Source organism: Streptomyces sp. f51 (genome assembly GCF_037940415.1).
Classification (GTDB): Bacteria; Actinomycetota; Actinomycetes; order Streptomycetales; family Streptomycetaceae; genus Streptomyces.
Genome location: NZ_CP149798.1, coordinates 7,774,840 through 7,792,973, shown reverse-complemented (window position 1 = coordinate 7,792,973; position 18,134 = coordinate 7,774,840). Strand labels below are relative to the sequence as shown.

Sequence of the window (18,134 nt, the reverse complement as noted above, 5' to 3'; positions counted from 1 at the left end):
AAGGCGACCAGAGCCGGGTCCTCGCGGCAGGGCACCCCTTGGCTACGGCGCCCTTCCCGCACGTCCTGCCGTCTTGCGGGTTCGTACCGCGGTGCGGTGTGCCGCTGCTCGTGAGTCTGTCAAACGCGGCGGCGGAAGGCCGGGAGCAGGGGATACTGCCGGGGTGCCGACGGATCTGATGAGCGCGCTGGCCGTGCTGGACTGCCATGAGCCGGGTTCCCTGCTGGAGTCGCGTGAGACGCGGTGGCTCGACGCGAAGGCCGCCCCGTACCGGCTCGGCGAGGATCCCCGGGCGGCCGAGGAACTCGCCGGGGACGTCGCGGCGCTGGCCAACGGGGGCGGTGGTGTCATCGTCATCGGCATCGCCACCCGCACGGACAACGACGAGGTGGTCCTCGACCGCGTCGTGGGCGTCGGCCCGGAGGCGATGGACTTCGACCAGGTGCGCGAACTGCTCCGCGCCCGGATCACCCCGGCCCCGCGCGGGGTGCGCATCGGCTGGTCCGGCAGTGGGGACGGCGGCGGGCGTGTGGTGTTCATCCACGTCCCCGAGCAGGCCCCCGGCACCCTCTTCGTCGTCGCGGCGCCGACGGGCAGGCCGGGTGCTCAGCGGGCGGACACGGTCGCGGTGCCGGTACGGGACGGCGACGGGACGCACTGGCTGGCACGCACGCAGATCCAGGCGCTGCTCTCGGCCGGGGTCCGCGCCTGCGGGGCGCCCACCGACCAAGCCCTTGCCGCGCTCGCAGGCCAGGCGGTGCCCGAAGCCGGGCCGGGCGGCGGTGAACCGCGGGCCGGCCAGGGGCTCTGGGAACACGAGCGGGAGATGCGCGAGGCGCACAAGGACCTCGCCGTCGCCGGGCTGGGGCAGCCGGCCGGACCGGTCCGGGCCCATGGACCCGCCGTCCTCCAGGACTTCCACCACGCACGCGGCGACGAACCCGGCTGGGTGCTGTGCCTGGCGGCCGGCCGCCCGCCGGTGGCCGTCGCCGCGCCCGTGTGGCAGGCGGTCCTCGACGCCGGCCGGCTCGCCCCGGGCCAGGAACCGCTCACGGCCGTGGGTTGCCCCGTACCGCCCGAAGGCGCGGCCGGCCCGTGGGTGATCGGGGCCGACGCGCGGAGCCTGGACCTCGCCGGCGGTACGTGGGGTGCGGGTCGCCTGACCTGCGCGGAGCGCGGTGTCGGCGGGTGGCGTTGGGAGCCGCTCCCCCGCTTCGGTCTCCACCCGAGCCGGTCGGCCGAGGACTGGACAGACGGCCAGCAGCCGGCGCTGCGCCTGCGGGCCGTGGTGACCCTGCCCTGGGCCGGCGCGGACACGCTGGAGATCACCAGGCCTCGGCGTGTCCAGCTCGAACGGCAGCTTCCCTACGGCGTGTTGGCCGGTGCGGTGACCATGCTGTCCAGGCGGCGGGGCGCCGAGCCGCGTACGGCCGTCTGGGAGCGGACGCCGTCCGGCAACTCGGCCCGCTGCGCCGGCTACACCTGCACGATCCCCGCGCCCGGCGGCGGCCCGGCCCTGAGGGCCGCCGCCATGCTCGCCCTGCCCACCACGACGAACCCCGCCGTGGTCGCCTGCGCGGAGGTCCTGGTCGAGGATCCGGCGGCGTGGGCGCGCACGTTCGGCACCGGCCCGAACACGCGGCTCGACTTCGACGAGGTCCAGACCGTCCTGCTGGACGCGTGGGAGACGGCCGCCGAACTGCTGCCCGGTCTCGTCGGCGATCCGGGCCGCCTCCGGTGGGCGGCGCCGCCCACCACCGAACTGCGGATGACCTGCGAACGCCCCGCCGACAGCGGCGCCTTGCCCGCCCTGGGCACGCTCGTCGACCTGGCACCGCTGGGCGTCGGCTACGACGGCGGCCGGTCGTGCATGGCGGTCACGGTCACCGCCTCCCCCGCCATGGGCCGCAGGGAACGCCGAAGCCTGATGCGGCAGGCACTGGTACGGATGGCTCTCGAGTTCGGGTACGTCGACGCCGGGGTGGGTCTTCTGTAGGACGGCGTCGGCCGGGGCTCGTCGCGGCGCGCAGCCTTGCGCCGCAGGCGGCCGGGACGGGACACAGGGCCGGGCGGTTTCCACGCCCCTGCTTCACGGCGTCAGCCCGTTCGGTCGACAGGCCCTTCGGGTCCCGAAGGCTCTTCACTCATGGGTGAGCCATGGTGAGAGGAGGCTCGTGAACTCCTCGTCGGAGATGTGGACGCTCCCCAAGCCGAACCTCTCCCATGCTTGCGCCCGCTGCAGAACGGGCAGCGGTATGCCGAAAGCGAGACGGAAGGATGCGATGAACGGGACGGCGCGGAACCCTGAACCCAGTTTGTCCCTGGCGAGCAATGCGAGTTCTATTGCACCTTTTCCGTCGGCGTGAGCGGCCTTCAGCTCACCGACAAGAATTTCCATCTCACTCATCTCGTGTCCGACTTTCCGATCCATGCGTGACGACGCTGGGGCGGGATGTGGCCATACGATACCCGCCCCAACTCGTTTCCTCCAGCTGTGAATACCGAGGACAGGTGACCTAACGGAAGGTCGCCCCCACGTTTGTGTAGTGCCCCGGCATGCCTCTGAGTTCAGTTATCTCCACCTTCGAGAAACCTGCTCGCGAGGCCATTTTGCCCGTGAACGTTGACAGTGCCGCTTCCTCAAGCGATGCGCCGCCCCGTACGGCTGCGTTGAAGGAGTCCAGGTTATCGCTGAGCGTACCTCCGTCTTGCCAGTATCCCTTTATGCCTTTCACCGCATCGCCGAAATGCGCGAGCGCGGCGTTGAACATCTCACTGCCTCTGGGGGGTACATCCTTGATCGCCTCGATGGCAAGTCCGAAGAGACCGTCCTTGTCGATGTCCGCGACGATCGAAGCCCCACCGGGGTATTCCGCATAGTAAACAGGGCAGTCGACGTTGTGGACCAGCACGGGAGTCTGGCTCGCGAGTACGTAGAAGGTGTGGAGGTCGGCGATGCTCAGGTCCCACACCTGCTGCGGTGCATCCACGGGGCGGATACCGACCACCCGGTGCAGGGCACCGGTCGGAGTCCGGAGCGAGTCCCGCCTGTGCAGGCTGGAGGCGTGTACCCAGCCACGGCCCGGAACGTACATTCGGTGTCCCGGCGTGGTCAGTATCCTTCCGCCGTCAGCGAAGGAGATCTGCAGGAGCCGGTCTACTGAGTGAGAGAAGGTCGACGTGACCGGTTCAGGCACAGTCGTACCGGCGTCCGGGTCAGTTGCGAGCAGTTGATCGCCGACGTTGACCGCGTCGATGCGCTTGACCGAGCCATCCGCGAGCAGTACGGGAGTCGCAGCGGGGAAGCTGTCCTTCAGACAGAGTCCACGCAATCTCTGGCCAAGTGTCTTGAAGATGCCGGCGACGGCATCTTCCGGCAGTTTGAGGGCGCGCAGCGCCTTCCACGCGTCCGTAAACCTGATCCCGGTCCGGGCGGCCACGTCCGCTGCTTTGACCGCTTCGGCGATGGGTCTGATGATCTTGCCAGCAAACAGGCCCGCGACGTCCAGGGACGCCCAGGCGCAGCCGCTCCAGCTGCCGCGCTCGAAACCGGAGGTGAACTTCTGGGCGCACTTGATCCAGCTGCCGAAGAGGATGTCGACGGGATCGACGCCATCCTGCCACTCGGCGATCGTGATGGTGTGCGTGACCTCCTGGGACAGTTCGCCGGTGGTGATCGTCTTGAGGTAATGCGTCGCGCCCGGGGGACACATGAGCTTCTGCGGGTCGATGCCCTCGGCACTGCACAGGTACAGGTCGACAACGGCCCTGTACTTGATCTTCGAGGTGATCGTGCAGTTGCCCGTGTAGGTGAGGGGGGTCCACCAGTGGTCGCAGCCGTCGGACTTCTTGACGACCTCCGGGTCGCCGATTTTCTCGATGTGGTCGATGACGTGGAAGACGTTGCCGATCGAGTGGCCGTTCTCGTCGGGAACGGTTCCGTCGTTGATCTGCTTCGCCTTCTCCGCCTTCTCGGCCCTGTCGGCGGCCTCCTGCGCCTCCGTGGCGTACTTGTCGGCGTCCTTCGCGGCCTGTTCGGCCTCGGTGGCGGCCGTGTCGGCGCGGGTAGCGGCGGCACGGGCGTCCTCGGCGTCCTGTTCGGCCTGGGCGGCGGCTGAGCGGGCCGCGGAGGCGTCGAGTTCGGCTGCGTCGGCGGAGTCGCGGGCGTCCTTGGCGTAGCCCTCGGCGTTGCCCGCGGCCGTGTCGGCGGCGGCTGCGTCGGTGGTGGCCTGTGTGTCGTAGTCGATGGTGCGGGCCAGCGAGACCGCTGCTGCGGAGGCTGCCTTGGCGGCGCCTGCGGCGTAGCCGAGGGCGTCCTTCGCGTACGTGCGGGCGTCCGCGGCGTATCCGGCGGCGTTGGCCGCGTGCTGGTAGGCCTCCTTGGTGTCGCCCTTGGCCTGGTCGGCGAGGTTCTTGGCGGCCTGGGCCTCGGCGGCGGCGTTCGTGGCGTGCGCCTGGGCGACGGCCTGCTGCTGTTCGGCGATCGTCTTCGAGCCCTGTCCGGTCAGGACGACGAGGCCGGCCGCGGAGTCGGCGTCGAGGTAGGCGGAGCCGAGCTGGATGGCGTCGTTGGCCGGGTCGGCGACCCGTTTCGCGGCTCCTCCGGCGTCGACTGCGGCCTGGGCGGTGACGTGGGCGTAGCCGGCGGCTTTGGCTGACGCCGCGAGTGCCTTGGCCGCCTCCGTGCTGGCACTGTCGGCCTGGGTCTTGGCGTCCTTGGCGTGCTGTTCGGCTTCGTCGGCGAGCTTGACCGCGGTCTTGGCCTGGTCGGAGGCGTCCTTGGATGCCTTGATGGCGTCGGCGACCGCGCTGGTGGCGGTCTTGACCGCGGCGTCGGCCTTCAGCTTGTCGGCCTGGGCGGCGTCCGCGTCGGAGCGGGCACGTTTGGCGGCGGCCTCGGCGCGGGTGGCCGCGGCGTCCGCGTCGGCTGCCGCCTTGGTGGCGGCGTCGGCCTCGGAGCGGGCTTTGCCCGCAGCGGTTTCGGCGTCGTCGGCCGCCTGGTCGGCGTCGTTCGCGGCGGTGCGGGCCGCGGTCGCCGCGTCACCGGAATCCAGGGAGTCGGCGTAGGCGTCCTTGGCGTCGGCCTTCGCGCGGGCGGCGTCAGCCTTCTGCTCGGCGTCCCAGGCGTCGTCGCGCAGGGACTTGGCGTGGTCCTTCGCCTTGACCGCGTCGTCGCGCCGGTCCTGGGCGGTCTTCTCCGCGGTCTCGGCCTTGTCCTTGGCGCCCTTCGCCTTCGTGGCCTGGGACTCGGCGTTCTTCTTGTGCGCGGCGGCCTCGGACCGCTTGACGGCGGCCGTCTCCTTCTCCGCCTTGGCCGTCTTCTCCTCGGCCTCCGCCGCAAGCCGCTTGGCGTGTGCGTCGGCGGCGGCCGCCTTGGCGTCGCCCTCGGCCTTCAGCGCGTCGGTGAGCCTGGCCTCCGCAGTCTCCTTGTCCTTCTTGGCGTTGTCCCGGTGGGTTTTGGCCGCGTCGGCTGCGGCCTTCGCCTGGAGCTCGGCGGTCTCGGCGGCCTTCTTGCGGAACTCGGCCTTCGCCTGGGCGGCCTGGGCCAGCGCGCGCTGCGTGATGGTCGCGCTGTCGCCGGCGGAGGCGCGGGTGGCCGCCTCGGCGGTCTCACCGGCCTTCTCCAGCGCTGCGAGCGCGGCGGCGGCTCCCTGTGTGACCTGGTCCTTCTGCTGCCCGACGAGCAGACCGCGGCCGCGCGGCGCGCCGTTGGTGTCGGCGATGCCGTAGGCAGCCTGAACGGCCGTGTCCGAGGTGGTCGATGCCTTCTGCGCGGCAGCGAGCTGAGCCTTCAGGACAGTCAGTTGCTTCTTCGCGGCGGCCTGCGCGGCGGCCACGCCGTTCGTCGCCTTCGTGAACTGCGCCTTGTCCGGGTAGTCCAGCTGTCCGGTGCCGTTGTGGCCGGACGGCTTGATGTCGAACTGCTGCGCAGGGGTGTCGTTGCAGGTGTAGAGCTTGGCGTCGTTGCCGTTGTCAAAGGTGTGCAGGTCCAGGCACTTGCCCGTACCGACGCTCTTCAGGCTGGTGGCACCGCGCAGTTCGGACGACCAGGTCTGCGACGTGGACTCCTTGCACGACGAGATCTGGATGGTCGTGCCGTTCGCCGTGTTGTTCCCGGCCACGTCCAGGCACTTGAGGGAGTTGACGTTCTGCAGGTGCAGCTTGTCCTCGCTGCCCAGGAGCACCCACTTCTGTGCTGCGGAGCCGTTGCACGTATACACCTGAACCGGCGTGCCGGTGTCCTTCTTGCCGCCCTGGACGTCGAGACACTTGTCCTTCGCGGCGTGCACCTCGATGACGGTGGGGCTGTCGCCCACCCAGCCCAGACCGCCCGGCATCCAGTAGTCCTGCCACCGGGTGAGATGGTCCGCGGTCCAGGACTGGCCCAGCATGTCGCTCAAAGCCTTCGCGCCCTTGGACAGGGCGTTGACCGCGTCCTTGTTCGCGCCCAGGACCTGGTTGCGCTGAGCGGCCTGCGAGGCGACCTCCTGCTGCCACTCGCCGGCCGCCATGGAAGTGATGTCGCCCAGCACGCCGTCCGGGTCGACCGGATCCCGCCAACCACACGCGGCGAAGCGGGACTTCACGTCCTCGACGGCGATGCGGTACTCCGGCGTGCCCTGCTGCGGCGCGCTGCGCGGAAAGCCACCGGAGGACAGGAAAAGACGGGCGTCGTCCGCGCCGGCGTTCGCCGCGGGCCCCCCGTGCATCCACTGAAAGGCGCTGCGCTCGGCGAGCGTGCGATTCCACTCCGCCTGAGTCGTCCCGGTGGGATCGGGGTCCTTCCCGTAGAGGGGGTTGCCCACCTGGTCGACGGCCTTGAGGGTCGCGTCGTCGGCTTTCGGGGTGGCGTCGTCGTAGAAGTCGGAGTCGGTCTTCCAGAACCGGTCGGCGACCCAGGCGGACAGCCCGGTCTGGGAGTAGAAGCTCTTGTCGCCGTCGGGCGGCTGGTGGAAGTCGGTGTCGGTGAATCCGCCGGGAGTCGCAAGACCGTTCAGAGGCTTCTGCCAGGCTTCCCGCTGAGCGGAAAGGGCGTCCATCTCCTTGCCCGCCGCGTCGCGGTCGTTGTCGTACGCGACGGCGAGCGGTGTCCGTTCCCAGTTCTTGCGGTCGGCCAGGACATGGAGCTTGTCCGGCGTCTGATTGAGGCCGTCCTGCGCGGTCGCGGTCATCGACGGGCCGCCCAGGCGCAGTACGTCGGCCATCAGGCACTGGTCCTGACGCAGTTGCTCGGCGGTGGTGTCGTCGTACCAGGGGTAGGAGTCGGCCACCGGCTCGCTTTGGGGCCTGGTCGAGCCGGGCTGCACCGCGAGAGCGGCCAGAACCGCCAGTGCAGCCGTAGAGGTGACGGCGGAGGTGAGCTTGCGCGATCTTCGTGCCGCGGGCAGCCGGAACCATGGTCTGGGGTGCAAGAAGGCATCCCTTTCTGCGTTCACTGGGGGGTACGAGCCCGAGGAACGGTCGAACAGCGGAGCATGGCGAGCTGCTTCTGAAGAGTGCTCAGGAGCACGCCGAACCAACCACATCGATACGCGTGCCGAGCCGGCAAGGCGGCATGGCGACGCAACTCATCCCCGTGAGCGACAGTGTTCCCCCGGTCGCCGAATGACGTGCGCGGACACAGAACTGGTCAGGTTCCTCGTCATGCACAGCGCCACCTTACGCAGACATACCGTACGGAGGTTCGATAAGCCGGTGATTGCGTTGGCGTGAAATCACCTGTCACCCAAAGGTCCACCACCGAGGTCCCGGCGACCCACAGCCCAGCACCGTATGGATCCTCCGTGCGCCTCCCGGGTACCGGAGGGACAGGGCGGTCCACGTTCACCTCACAGAACTTGGCCGGATTTCGGCCATTTCCAGGTGGCGATGTGAGCTCGGAGCAGCAGGTCAACCCTGCTTCAAATCACTTCGGTCGAAGGGCGGTTGACGAAATGAGCACACAAGCGCAGCCCACGGCCAGACCTCGACACGTGCTGTCCGTGGACCTCAACGAACACCACCCATTGCTTTGCATACCCAAGAGCAACTGTGCACTGCACATCCAATGGACCGTCTGTGATCACGAAGAGGTACTGGGTGCCGATTGGCGAAGGAGTCAGCGGTGCAGGCAGTCAGGTTCACGCGGCCAGCCGACACAGCTCCGAACAGCAGATCCCGGTTCAGGAAGGCGACCAAGTCCTCCGCTCACCCGGCCAGAACTCAGTGCGTTACCTGATCCCGCCCCCTCCCCGGACCGGCCAGTGCGGTCCGTGCCAGGGCGCGTAGCCACACGTGTGCGGGGTCGGTGTCGTAGCGCTGGTGCCACGACAAGTACACCGGGGCCGGGGGCAGTTCGAACGGGAGGGGGAGAAGGACCAGGCCGAGATCCGCGGCGGCCGAGAGTGTCGTGGATTCGGGGGCCGTGACGAGGAGGTCGGACTCGCGCACGAACTCGAAACCGGCCCGTTCGGTGGGCGCGGTCGCCACCACGCGCCGGGTGAGGCCGAGCCGTGCCAGGGCCTCGTCGAGCGCGTTGTCGAACCTTCCGCGCCGCGAGATGGTGATGTGCTCGGCCTCGGCGTACCGCGCGGCGGTGACCGCTTCGGCACGGGCGAGCGGGTGCCCTTGCCGCATGACGACGACCTGGCGGGTCTCGGCCACCTGGTCGGCGCGGATCTCGGGCTGGGCCGGGCGGTTCGCGTTCGCCTCCAGGTCGACTTCACCGCGCCGCAGCCCGGGGGTGTCGACGCTCGATTCCGCGATGAAGCGCAACCGTACGCCCGGTGCCTGCCTGCGTACTTCCGCGAGGAGTGCGGGGCCGCCGAGGGCGACGAGGGAGTCGTGCCAGCGGAGCGTGAAGGTGCGCTCCAGGGTCGCGAGATCGAGTTCACGGCTCGGCGCCAGCACGCCCTGGACCTGCTGGAGCAGGTCGTGGACCTGTTCCCGGACGGCGATCGCGTACGGCGTCGGGGTCATGGTGCGCCCGGTGCGCACCAGGATCTGATCGCCCGTCGTTTTCCGGATCCGGCCGAGGCTTCGGCTCATCGCCGGGGCGGTCACGTGCAGGCGGTCGGCCGCGCCGGTCACGCTCCCTTCCTCCAGGAGCGCGTCGAGCGCGGCGAGCAGGTTCAAATCCAGTTGCATGGGAGTCACTCTAGCCGTGCTTTACATGCACTTGAGGTTAATGCCCACTGCTCATACCTTCGAGGTGTGGGGCGCAGAGATCAACGCCATTCGCGCCCTCGGCCTCATCCCCTGCTGAGAATTGGGAGTACCGCCATGTCCGCATCGATCCAGAGCACCGCAAGCACCACGGCCACCGGTTCCGTGTCCGACGCCGAACTGCTCGCCCAGACCGCGCTCGCCGTGGGTGCGGCAGGCTCGGTGCTGCGGGAGCGGTTCGGCGGCGTGGTCCGCCACCGGACGCGCGAGGAACTGATGAGCGCGCTCGCCGCCAACGACGACGCCGCCCTCGAAGTCCTGCGCCCCCGCCTGACGCTTCTGCGCCCGGAGGCCGGCTGGGTGGAGGAAGAACTCGACGGCGGGGCACTGCCCTCCGGCGAGTGGTGGGTCGTGGATCCGGCCGAGGGCAACGTCAACCACCTGCACGGGCTGCCGGATTGGGCGGTGACCGCCACACTCGTGCGCGACAACCGGCCGGTGCTCACCGCGGTCCACCTGCCGCTGACCGGCGAGACCTACACCGCGCTCGCGGGCGGCGGCGCCCACCTCGACGGCCGGCCGCTGCGCGTCTCCGAGACCACGGACCTCGGGCTGAGCCTCGTGGCCACGAGCCAGGCCCGGCCGGACGAGGACGAAGCGATCGTGCGCCGCGTCGGCTCCTCGATCACCGCGATGCTGCTGGACGCGCTCGTGGTGCGGACGTCCGTGCCCGCGACCCTGCATCTGCTGAACGTGGCCGCCGGCCGGATCGACGCCTTCTGGCAGTTCGCCGGGGCCCGGGCGGACCTGCTGCCCGGCGCACTGCTCGTCACCGAGGCCGGCGGACGCATCTCCGACGCCGAGGGCCGGCCCTGGACACCGGAGAGCGAGAGCCTCCTGGCCGCCACGCCCGGTGTGCACACCGCCGCCGTCGCCACGCTCTCGCGCTGACCACCTCCAAGAACGACAAGCACCGGAAGGACCAGATCAACATGAGCATGATCGCCGTACTCGGAAACGGCCGCGTCGGCGGCAGCCTGTCCGCGGCCCTCACCCGGGCCGGGCACGAGGTGACCGTGGCAGACCGCTCGCCGGGCGCTGCCGCCGACGCCGCCCGGACCGCGCAGATCGTCATCAACGCCACGCCGGGCGCCGGCTCCCTGGAACGACTCCTCGCTCTACGGAAGGAGTTGGAGGGCAAGATCCTCGTGGACGTCTCCAACGCCACCGTCGACGGACCCGACGGACTGCCCGCCGGCCTGCTCCACCCCGGTTCGAGCCTCGGGGAACAGCTCCAGGAAGCGCTCCCCGGCACGCGTGTCGTCAAGACGCTCAACACCATGCTCTACACGGTGATGACAGCGCCCGGCACACTCGCCCAGGCGCCCACCGCCTTCCTCTCGGGCGAGGACCCGGGAGCCAAGCAGGTCGTCCGCGGGCTCCTCGAGGAACTCGGCTGGCACCCGGAGTGGATCACGGACCTCGGCGGGATCCGGACCGCCCAAGCCACCGAGGCCGCAGTCCTGTTCGTGCCCCACGTGATCCGGTCCAGCGGATTCGCGCCCTTCGCCGTCTCGATCGCCCGCTGACCGGAGAAGGAGACCAAGGAGACTGCCGTCAACCATCCCCGTCACAGCGCTCGTTCGGCGGACCCGGGCACGGGCTTCGCGTGGCGCAGGGCGGGGTGAGCCGGGCCGCCCGAACCCGCCCCCTCCCCCGGCCCCGCCCGAGCCGTCAAACCTCCCGACCTCTTCACGGAACCGGCCCATCACCGCGCAACTCCTAACAGAGCGGAGCACATTGCGGTTCGCCCCGGTCAACGGACCGCGATCGCAGGCCTGTTCCGTCGGGTGGCCGTCACCAGGCAGACCGCTCGACCCGTCCATCCCCGGACGAACCCGAAACAGCGACAGCCACGACAGCCACCCACCGGCATCGCGCGGCCGCCGACATCGCACACCCGTCGGCACGGCGGCACGCGCGCTGCCCCGAACACACGGCAGAAGCATCTTGACATCCTCCCCGCCCTAAAGGACGGGGATTCCCGCCTGGCTGCCGGTGGTGACCGGCTGGGCCTTCGGATGGGTTCCCCGTTCAACGAGCCGTGCCTGGCGTGGGATTTCCACTCCAGGGCTGACCGGCCCTCCAGGGGCGTTTAGCCTCTCCGCCTGCCCGGCGGCGAGGATCACACGCGACGCATTGAGGTCACGATCATGTTCGGTACCGCAGCCCTCGCACCGCCAGATACGCACGTGCAGCGGCTTCTTCCCATCCACGACCCAGCACACCGAGCACGTCTGCGAGGAGGGCAGCCAGCGGGAAACGATGCCGACGTGCCGGCCACAGCGGGCCGCCTTCTCCTCCAGCACCCGGCGGAACATGCCCCATGCCGCGTCGTGCACAGACTTGGCCAGGCGAGTGCGGGCCAGGCCGGAGACCGCCAGGTCTTCGAGGTAGACCGCTTGGTTGTCGCGGACCAGCCTCGAAGCACTCTGATGGCACCAGTTTCTGCGCGCATCGGCCACCCGGGCATGCGCCCGGGCAACCTTCAACCGGGCCTTGGCCCGGTTCCTCGACCCCTTCACCTTCCGGCTCAACACCTGCTGCGCCTTCCTCAGTCTCCGCTCGGCACGCCGCAGGAAGCGGGGATTGTCGATCACCCGCCCGTCGGACAGCACGGCGTAATGCGTCAGGCCCAGGTCGATGCCGACCTCGGCACCCACGGGCGCGAGCGGCTCGGGCTCGACCTGAACGACGAAGCTCGCGAAGTACCGCCCCGACGGATCCTTGAGCACAGTCACCGAGGAGGGAGGCGACGGCAGTTCCCGGGACCAGCGGACCCGCACGTCCCCGATCTTCGCGAGGTTCAGCCGGCCGTTGTCCCGCAGCCGGAACCCGTTCCTGGAGAAACGGACCGCCCGCCGGCTGTCCCTCTTCGACTTGAACGTCGGCAGTCCCATACGGCGCCCTGGCCGCTTGCCCGACACCGACGCGAAGAAGTTCGCGTACGCCGTATCGAGATCACGAAGAGAGGACTGCAAGGCGTCCACCGACACCTCGGCGAGCCAAGCCCGCTCGGCCGTCTTCTTCGCATCGGTGATCACCCGCTTCGCCAGAGCACCCGTCGCGATCCGCGACCTGTCTGCCTGGTAGGCGGCCTTCCTCGCGGCCAGCGCATCGTTGAAGACCACCCGGGCACAGCCGAACGTACGAGCCAGCGCGATGCGCTGACCCGGCGTCGGCTCGATCCGGAACGAATACCGCAGATGCACCCGAGCAACGTAGCGGCCGCCACTGACAACCCCGGTCCACCCGACGGGCGAAACAGCTTTCCCCGCCCTGCTCCGCAGGACCTTCACTTCCTCCCCCGGCCTGAAGGCCGGGGTATCCACGAAGGAGACCTGCTGATCCGAGTCCCCACCTGTGTCCTCAGCAGCTTTCAGGCACCCCAGGTCTCCCACGGCCACGACCCCGATCTGTTCGTGCAGATCGGTTCGTTGACCAAGCCGCTCACCGCGACCGTCCTGACCGCCCTGGCCGACGACGGAGTCCTGAGCCTGGACGACCCGCTGGAGCGGTTTCTGCCGGCGCCCGGCGGCACGGGAATCACCCTGCGCCACCTCGCCGAGCACACCTCGGGCCTTCCCCGTCTGCCCCCCGGCATCAACGGGCGCGATCCCTACGCGGCCTTCGACGCCGCCGCACTGGACTCGGTCGTACGGACCCTCGACACCCTGGCCACGGCTCCCCCGGGGACGGCCGAGGAGTACTCCAACCTCGGATACGCGCTCCTGGGTGCCGCGCTGACCGCGGCCACCGGCACCCCGTACGAGGAACTGCTGCACCGCCACGTCCTCGACCCCCTCGGTGTCGCCGACGTCGCCGTCGATCCGCCGCCTGGCAGACGGCTGTGCCGCGCCGGGCTGTTCGGCCGGCCTCGTCGGCCCTGGACCATGGGCGGCGCGATTCTTCCCGCCGGCGGGCTGTGGGCGACCCCCCGGGCCGCCGCCCGCCTCCTCACCGGCCTGCTGGTCGAGCGCGGGCTGGGTGAACCGGCACCGGCCTGGCAGAAGGCGGGAAGCCTTGTGTGGCACAACGGCGCGACAGGCGGCGCGTCCGTCTTCGCGGGAGCCTCACCGCAGGGCTGGATCCTTGTCCACCGGCTGTCCGGTCGAAGCGCCGTGACGGACAAGCTGGCCCTGGACACGCTCAGACTCTTCATCAGGCCCGGTGATTGATGCGGGGGGGGACGGGCAAGGAACCGCTTACGGCACGGCCCCGACCGGGACGGACACGGCCGCGGCCTCGGTGGCGTCGACGGGTACGTCCGCCTCGGTGTGACGCAGGTCGAGCACGATGAGGACGGCCGCGGCGACGACGAGATAGATGAGCAGGTTGATCAGCGCCTGGCTGGTTCCGTGGCCGTCGAAGTAGATGGTGTGGTGGAGCAGGATGTAGCCGTTGCGGGGTGGCAGATAGGGACCCAGGTCGCGCCAGAAGGCGGGCAGGTAGGGCACCCCGCTCGCGCCGCCGGAGGACGGGTTGCCCAGCAGGATGATCACGACGACCGTCACGAGGGTGCCGATGGGGCCCAGCAGTTTTTGGAGGACCGCGGCGACGAAGGCGACCACGGCGACGATCAGTGAGCAGATAGGCCAGGTGATCCAGAACTTGCTGCTGGGGAATCCCTGGAGCCAGTAACAGACGATCAGGTCGATGACCAGACCGCTGACGACGGCGAACCCGGCGAGCTGGGCGGCGCGCCAACGGCCGGCCGCCTTGCCGGTGGCGGTCATGAGCAGGGTGGAGGACATGTAGCCGCCGATGAGCAGCGGAACGAGCATGAGTGCCTGGACCAGGCCGAACGGGTCCCTGGGCACCAGAGGGAGCGGGGCGTACTGCTGGACCGCGAGCTTCTGCCCGGTGCCGCGGGCCGCCTCCTCGAACCGGACCGCGAGATCGAGCGGCGCCAGGTCGCTCATGGAGGGCACCACGATCAAGGTGTTCGTCCCGCCCGACGAGACCAGCGCGCCGAAGACGCGGGCCTGGTCCATGGCGGACTTCGCCGCCGCCTCGTTCGGATACTGGGTGACCTTCAGGGAGATCTTCTTCTGGGCCTCGGCCAGGACCGGCGACGAGCCGACCGCGCCGAACGGCAGGTTGGAGGCCTTGGGGGCGTGCCCGGCGCTCATGTAGGTGGTGGCGAACAGGCACTGCATGACGGCGCAGATGCCCAGCGCGACGAGCATCCCGATCACGGCACGGCGGCGACCGGGGGTGCTGGCCGCGTCACCGGAGGGCGACGGAGCCCGCGTACCGGAGGGCGACGGAACCTGCGTACCGGGGGCGACGGGGTCTGCGCACCGGGAGGCGACGGAATCTGCGTACCGCGGGCCGCTGCGGCCTCCCTGGCGGGGCGGACGCGGCCGAACCAGGCGATGACGGCCGTTCCGGCGGCGGCGTAGAGGAACAGCACGGTCAGCGGGGTCGAGATGTCGTTCCCGCCGAAGTAGAGCACGCGGTTGACCAGGGTGACCGCGTTCTGCGCCGGGAGGATCACCCCGATGTTGCGCCAGTAGACCGGCAGCAGGTACGTGCCCAGTCCCCCCGCCGGCGGACCGCCGACGGCGATGAACAGCACCGCCACCAGCAGCGTGCCCCACTTGCCCACCAGCGCCTGGAGCGCGGCGGCCGCCAGCGCCACGGCCGAGGTGATGAGCCAGAAGCACGGCAGCAGCGGCCAGAAGTGGCTGCTGGAGTACGCGCCGATCGCCAGTCCGGCGATCAGGTCGGTGAGCAGCGCGCCCACCAGGGCGTACCCGATCAGGATGGCCGCCCGCCACGGTGCGGCGGCGACGCCGTGGGCTGCCTTGAAGACGAACACGGCGGCCAGATAGCCGCCGATCAGCAAGGGCAGCAGCAACAACGACGTCACCGCGCCGACCGGGTCGCTGGAGGCGAGGGGGGCGACCTGCCGCACGGTGACGGGCCGGTGCAGCTTGTGTGCCTCGGCCACGAACGCCGGCTCCAGCTCGGTCTGCGCGAAGAAGCTCTTGGCCGGGACCACGACCAGGGTGTCGGCCGAACCCGTACTGAGGTACGCGCCGTACAGCTCGCCCCGGTTCGCCGCCTCCATGACCGCCGATGTGTTCGGGTAGGAGGTCAGGTCGAGTCCGGCCCGGGAGGCCACCTCGGCGACCACCGGGGAGGGGGGTCCGGAAACGCCGAAGGGCATGTTCCGCGGTACCAGGAGCTGTTGGGCGCTGACCAGGCACAGCGCCAGCAGGGCCTGCCCGACGAGGACCACGGCCAGCGTGACGACGACCTTCAGGACGCCGCCGCGCCCCTGCGCGGTGGAAGCCGCCTGGGCCGGTCGCCTCGCCATCGCGGTCCTCCATCAGCGCAGCCCGACCACCCGCGGCAGTCCGTCTCGTTCTTCCGGCCATCACCCCATGGGCTCGGTCGGGCGGCAACTCGGAAGGGTTCAGGCGGATGAAGCGGATGTGCCCTGGGGAACACCGTGGTTCGCTCGGCCCCGTCGCCTCACGTCGCCCCACGTCGCCTCACGTGGGGGCCGGGTGCCCGGCGCTCTGGGCCGAGGCGCGGAACGCCGGGCCGGGTCCGCGCGCTGGGTCAGCGGTCGCGCGGAGCCCTGGCGCGCACTAGACGGCGCCCTCCTGCACGGGGTCCAGGGATTCCGGCTGGTGCGGGTCGTCGGACGGGGCGGCGGCACGCAGTGCTGCCTGGACGTTGCGGTTGCTGGTCATGGTCGCCGTGACGGCGGTCATGGCGAGCAGGAGGCCGGCGGCGGTGTAGAGCGGGGTGCGCACGTCGTAGGTGGTGGCCAGCCAGCCGCCGAGGAAGGCGCCGAACGGGGCCGCGCACATGGCGAGCATGCGGGAGGTGGAGGCGACCCGGCCCATCAGGTCGGCGGGGACGACCGCCTGCCGCAGGGAGGGGCCGAGCACCATCGTGGCGCCCATGCCCGCTCCGCAGAGAGCGAGCGCGAGGCCGGCGACGTACGGGTTCGGGGCGGCGGCAAGACCCAGGATGGCGAGCCCCTCGACCGCGGCCGTGCAGGTGAGGGCGGTGCCGGTGCCCAGGCGCCGGCCGAGGAAGGAGGCGATGCCCGCGCCGAGCAGTCCGCCGGTGGCCTCCGCCGTCAGGAGCAGGCCGAAGCCGAAGGTGGCGAGGCCGAGACGGTCGTGCGCGAAGAGGGCGAGCACGGTCTCCACGGCGAGGAAGGCGATGTTCCCGACCGCCGGGCGCAGCGCGAGCCCGAGCAGCAGCCGGTCCCGGAACACATACGAGGCTCCGGCCCGCGCCTGCCGCAGCAGCGACTCGTGGGCCTGCGGTACGGGCCGGGGCGCGGCGGGCAGCGATCGTACGAGCACTGCGGAGAGCGCGAACGAGACCGCGTCGGCGAGCAGCGGGACCGCCCGTCCGAGCGCGAGCAGGGCGCTGCCCGCGGGCGGCCCCGCGAAGCCGGACGCTGCGGTCTGGGCGCCGCGCAGACGGGAGTTGGCGCGCTCCAGGACCGCGGGGTCGCGGCCGAGGAGATCCGGCAGGTAGGCCGTGGCGGCGGTGTCGAAGAAGAGTCCGCCGATGCCGAGGAGGAAGGCGACGGCCGCGAGCAGGGGGATGCTCAGCACGTCGAGCGCGGCCGCTGCCGCCGGTATCGCGAGCAGCACCGCACGCGCCGCGTCCGTGACCCACATCGTGCGTCTGCGGTCCCAGCGGTCCACCAGCGCGCCGCCGAGCACCCCGAAGAGCAGCCACGGCAGGGTTCCGGCGGCCGTGACGACGGCGAGGGCCATCGGGTCGCGTGTCAGTGTCAGGGCGAGCAGCGGCAGGGCGGCGTGCGTGACCCCGTCGCCGAGGGAGGACACCGTCTGCGCGGTCCACAGCCGTCCGAACCCGGTCGGCAACTTCTGGACATCGGAGGTCACTTGGCGTCTCCTTCGGCCTGGCGGCGCGATGCCGGGTGGAACAGTGCGAAGAAGAAGGACGTGTCCGGCAGCGACGGGTCGGACAGCTTGCGGTACTCGTCCGCCAGTGCCTGCAACCGCTCCCCCAGTTCCGCGAACTGCTCCTCGGTGAGCCGCAGATGCGCCATCCCCACGTGCCGCTCGGCGTCCGCAGGCGCCGCCTCCAGGTCCGCCACCGCGTGCCGCATCAGCACGTCGGGGCCGCCCTCTCCGGGGTCCGGCAGGACGATCGCCCGCGCGGCCATGGCGTAGTACCGCTCGGTGACCCCCCGGACCTTCCGGGTTCGCACCACCTTGACCAGGCCGGCGCGCTCCAGCAGCCGTACGTGGTAGCTGGAGCTCCCCTTCGCGAGGCCCACGCGCTCGGCGATCTGCGTGATCGTCGCGGGCTCGAAACGGAGCACGGCCATGATCCGGTGACGCGTGAGGTTGGAGACGGCGCGCAGCTGTTCGTCGGTGGTGACGTGGAACGTCTCGGGAAGGTCGTCGGTAGGCATGGCTCTAATGGTCAACACTTCTTGACCATTTGGCAAGAGGGTTTGTGCTGCGGGTGTCGGCGAGGACCGCCGCGAGTGCCGGCGAGGGCGCTGAGAAGGGTTCGTCCCCCAGCGCCCCAGGGGGCTACGCCTTGGCCGGGTCGCTCCCCGGCTCCTTCACGATGCGGTCGCCGACCGCGATCGACTTCCACAGCCTGCGGTCGATGCGCACCTTGATGGACCGGCCGTCCGCACACCTGACCGTGGCGAAGTGGTACATGTTCGCGCCGTCGAGCATGCCCCTCGACTTGTCCTCGACGGTGCCTTCCCAGGCATCGTCCGGTCCTGGTTTGTGAGTTTTGAACATGCCGCGAGCCTACGAAGGCCGACGGGCTTGGGGCAGTGCCAAGAGGCACACATACCGCGGTACGGGTGTCACACGAGGAGCCCTACAAATGTCCGAAAGCCCAGCCAGGGGGCATAGCTCCACCCCCGTTGCGGCCCTCGCCCCGAGCGCCTTCGGAAT

At 70.4% G+C, this 18,134-nt stretch carries 13 protein-coding genes; 4 read left to right on the top strand and 9 right to left on the bottom strand.

Annotated elements, in window-relative coordinates; genetic code table 11:
* The first annotated feature begins 163 nt into the window (after nt 1-163).
* Nucleotides 164-1,996, top strand: a complete 1,833-nt coding sequence (locus tag WJM95_RS33880; protein WP_339134773.1) for a hypothetical protein — start codon at nt 164-166, stop codon at nt 1,994-1,996.
* Between the two features lie 144 nt (nt 1,997-2,140).
* Here WJM95_RS33880 and WJM95_RS33875 read toward each other — a convergent pair whose 3' ends face one another.
* The 3 genes from WJM95_RS33875 to WJM95_RS33865 all read right to left on the bottom strand — a co-directional run bounded on the left by WJM95_RS33875 (nt 2,141) and on the right by WJM95_RS33865 (nt 9,126).
* Nucleotides 2,141-2,431: a hypothetical protein gene (locus WJM95_RS33875; RefSeq protein WP_339134771.1), complete on the bottom strand. Its 291-nt coding sequence runs from the start codon at nt 2,429-2,431 to the stop codon at nt 2,141-2,143.
* Between the two features lie 85 nt (nt 2,432-2,516).
* On the bottom strand, nt 2,517-7,205 hold the full coding sequence (locus WJM95_RS33870; RefSeq protein WP_339136014.1) for an RICIN domain-containing protein: 4,689 nt from the start codon (nt 7,203-7,205) through the stop codon (nt 2,517-2,519).
* Between the two features lie 997 nt (nt 7,206-8,202).
* Entirely contained in the window at nt 8,203-9,126 is a 924-nt protein-coding gene (locus WJM95_RS33865; RefSeq protein WP_339134769.1) for a LysR family transcriptional regulator, read from the bottom strand.
* 135 nt (nt 9,127-9,261) lie between these two features.
* Here WJM95_RS33865 and WJM95_RS33860 point away from each other — a divergent pair, with 135 nt between their 5' ends.
* The gene (locus tag WJM95_RS33860; RefSeq protein ID WP_339134767.1) at nt 9,262-10,095 is read left to right on the top strand and encodes an inositol monophosphatase family protein; all 834 of its coding nucleotides are present in this window, start codon (nt 9,262-9,264) and stop codon (nt 10,093-10,095) included.
* Nucleotides 10,096-10,136: 41 nt separating this feature from the next.
* Nucleotides 10,137-10,733 (top strand): NAD(P)-binding domain-containing protein, encoded by a 597-nt coding sequence (locus tag WJM95_RS33855; protein WP_339134765.1) that lies wholly within the window; start codon nt 10,137-10,139, stop codon nt 10,731-10,733.
* Nucleotides 10,734-11,171: 438 nt separating this feature from the next.
* Here the strand turns inward: WJM95_RS33855 and WJM95_RS33850 are convergent, their stop codons facing one another.
* Nucleotides 11,172-12,536, bottom strand: coding sequence for a transposase (locus WJM95_RS33850; RefSeq protein WP_339134763.1), 1,365 nt, complete (start codon nt 12,534-12,536; stop codon nt 11,172-11,174).
* On the opposite strand from WJM95_RS33850, the gene WJM95_RS33845 reads away from it, so the two are divergent.
* Nucleotides 12,531-13,382 (top strand): serine hydrolase domain-containing protein, encoded by an 852-nt coding sequence (locus WJM95_RS33845; protein WP_339136012.1) that lies wholly within the window; start codon nt 12,531-12,533, stop codon nt 13,380-13,382. The genes WJM95_RS33850 and WJM95_RS33845 overlap by 6 nt on opposite strands.
* 27 nt (nt 13,383-13,409) lie before the next feature.
* Here WJM95_RS33845 and WJM95_RS33840 read toward each other — a convergent pair whose 3' ends face one another.
* The 5 genes from WJM95_RS33840 to WJM95_RS33820 all read right to left on the bottom strand — a co-directional run bounded on the left by WJM95_RS33840 (nt 13,410) and on the right by WJM95_RS33820 (nt 17,975).
* Nucleotides 13,410-14,393 carry a hypothetical protein gene (locus WJM95_RS33840; RefSeq protein WP_339134761.1) on the bottom strand — a complete coding sequence of 328 codons (984 nt, stop codon included), beginning with the start codon at nt 14,391-14,393 and terminating at the stop codon, nt 13,410-13,412.
* Between the two features lie 5 nt (nt 14,394-14,398).
* Complete coding sequence (locus WJM95_RS33835; RefSeq protein ID WP_339134759.1) at nt 14,399-15,529, bottom strand: hypothetical protein; 1,131 nt, start codon at nt 15,527-15,529, stop codon at nt 14,399-14,401.
* Between the two features lie 277 nt (nt 15,530-15,806).
* Nucleotides 15,807-17,093: an MFS transporter gene (locus WJM95_RS33830; RefSeq protein ID WP_339134757.1), complete on the bottom strand. Its 1,287-nt coding sequence runs from the start codon at nt 17,091-17,093 to the stop codon at nt 15,807-15,809.
* The gene (locus WJM95_RS33825) at nt 17,090-17,629 is read right to left on the bottom strand and encodes a winged helix-turn-helix domain-containing protein (RefSeq protein WP_339134755.1); all 540 of its coding nucleotides are present in this window, start codon (nt 17,627-17,629) and stop codon (nt 17,090-17,092) included. Before WJM95_RS33825 ends, WJM95_RS33830 begins: the two co-directional genes overlap by 4 nt.
* Nucleotides 17,630-17,753: 124 nt before the next feature.
* Nucleotides 17,754-17,975 (bottom strand): hypothetical protein, encoded by a 222-nt coding sequence (locus WJM95_RS33820; RefSeq protein WP_339134753.1) that lies wholly within the window; start codon nt 17,973-17,975, stop codon nt 17,754-17,756.
* Nucleotides 17,976-18,134 lie beyond the last annotated feature (159 nt).